A 1,781-nucleotide genomic window follows, 5' to 3' on the forward strand; every position below is an offset into this window, starting at 1 on the left:
TTTGAAGACTATCTGCCACAGCAGAAGAAGAGTACAGCCATTGATGCAGAAAAGGTAGACTGGAAGATGCTTGACAGTCTCGGTCTCTCTCGTGATCGGTTAGAGCAGAGTGGTGAGCTAGAGAAGATGCTCAATTGGCAGAAGAGCAACCTCGTGACCATAGCCATCCCCATTGGAGATACAACTATCTACACAGAGGCTCGCCTTGCCTTCCGCACAGATAATGAGGGCAATATCGGGTTAGCCATACACGCTATGCGTAAAGAGCCACAACTCGACTATCCCTATATGGGCTACAAGTTCTCCCCCGAAGAGAAGGAGCAACTACTCGCGACAGGTAATCTCGGCAAAACCATTGAAGTAACACCCAAGAGCGGTGAACCTTTTGCAGCCTACGTCTCCATCGACCCACAGACCAATGAGATTATTGCCTTGCGTGCCGACCGTGTAAGCATTCCTCAAGAGATCAAAGGCGTAACGCTCTCTGACCAGCAATACAAAGATCTAGTAGAGGGCAAAGCGGTGAAAGTAGAAGGAATGACCGCTAAGAGTGGGAAGTCTTTCGATGCTACGCTTCAGGTCAATGCAGAGAAGAAAGGTATTGAGTTTATATTTGATGATACGAAGAGCTACAAACAGCGGCACGAGCAGGCGCAGGAGCAGCAACAGCCTCGTATTCCCAAGAAGCTATGTGGTTTGGAGCTCAGCGACAAGCAGCACCAAGCCCTCACTAATGGTGCAACCCTCTATCTCAAGAATATGGTGGATAAGCAGGGGCAGTCTTTCAGTGCCTATGTCAAGCTGATGCCCGAGGAGAGCCGACTTCGCTTCTTCCGCTTCAACCCCGACAAGAAGCAGTCTGCCGATAACGTGGAGGCAATAGCTGAAGAGCATAAGACCCAAGTAGCGGTCAATAACGAGGGTAAGACCAACGAAGCAACAAAGAAGGTGGAAGAACCTCACAAGTCCAAGCAGACCCAGCCTACAGAGAAAGAAACTGAAAAGCAAGTAACTCAAAAGAAAACACAACGAAAAGGAGGACGTATATAAAAGCAAGAGCTCCACATTTTATTGTGGAGCTCCGTATTGGCGGGAGGGGGAATCAAATATGCAAATGGTGCAATACCTAACCTAGCGTAGACTCTATTTCTCCCATTACTCCCCAAGCCCACATCTTAGCATTCTTTATTATTCCCATAATTTCATCCTTTAAAATAAAAACGTTTATACAAATAGTAAACATCTCAAATTTTTCAGCCATTTCAATGGTGATTGACACTGAAAATAGCAAAGGCGAAACGGCAACACTAAAAAAAAGCATTGCACCTACATAAATGCGAACTCTTACACTACAAATATACTGCATTTAAACAAATAATCCAAATGTTGACTACATGCGGCTAATTCGCATTTTGATGTGATGGGTGGGGGAGTAAGAAGAGATTACCTTTGTTGAGGTGACAATATATAATAGATGAGGAAGCAGTCAGAGCTTATGGAAACAGCAGAGATAATGGAGCTGATATCGGCATTTGTCCCGGAGGAGATCCTCCGCGACTTTGAGCTGAAGGAGGTGAAAAAGGAGTGCGGGGTCTACCGACTCTACATGGACGAGAAGGACGACGAGAGCCATTATTCCCCTGAGTTGGCGGAGGCGAAGGAGGTGGTCCGATGCAGCTATATGAATCCCTGCGAGATCCAGACTTTCCCCATAGCCGGTTGCGAGACTTTCATCTACATACGCGGCCATCGGTGGAAGGAGAAGGGTGGTCGAGAGTCCT

The 1,781-nt window shown here is 46.8% G+C and carries 3 protein-coding genes; 2 read left to right on the forward strand and 1 reads right to left on the reverse strand.

What is annotated here, in order from left to right:
• Positions 1–1,050, forward strand: a 1,050-nt coding sequence (locus tag HMPREF2890_RS07985; protein ID WP_246825371.1) for a DUF3945 domain-containing protein, incomplete at its 5' end; no start/stop codon positions are given.
• A gap of 76 nt (positions 1,051–1,126) precedes the next feature.
• Here HMPREF2890_RS07985 and HMPREF2890_RS09360 read toward each other — a convergent pair.
• The gene (locus tag HMPREF2890_RS09360) at positions 1,127–1,261 is read right to left on the reverse strand and encodes a hypothetical protein (RefSeq protein WP_256387642.1); all 135 of its coding nucleotides are present in this window, start codon (positions 1,259–1,261) and stop codon (positions 1,127–1,129) included.
• A 213-nt stretch (positions 1,262–1,474) separates the two neighbouring features.
• Here HMPREF2890_RS09360 and HMPREF2890_RS07995 point away from each other — a divergent pair.
• Positions 1,475–1,781 (forward strand): hypothetical protein (locus HMPREF2890_RS07995; protein WP_246825372.1); only part of this gene is annotated, 307 nt, incomplete at its 3' end.

It is taken from the genome of Porphyromonas sp. HMSC065F10 (genome assembly GCF_001808555.1).
Classification (GTDB): Bacteria; Bacteroidota; Bacteroidia; order Bacteroidales; family Porphyromonadaceae; genus Porphyromonas_A.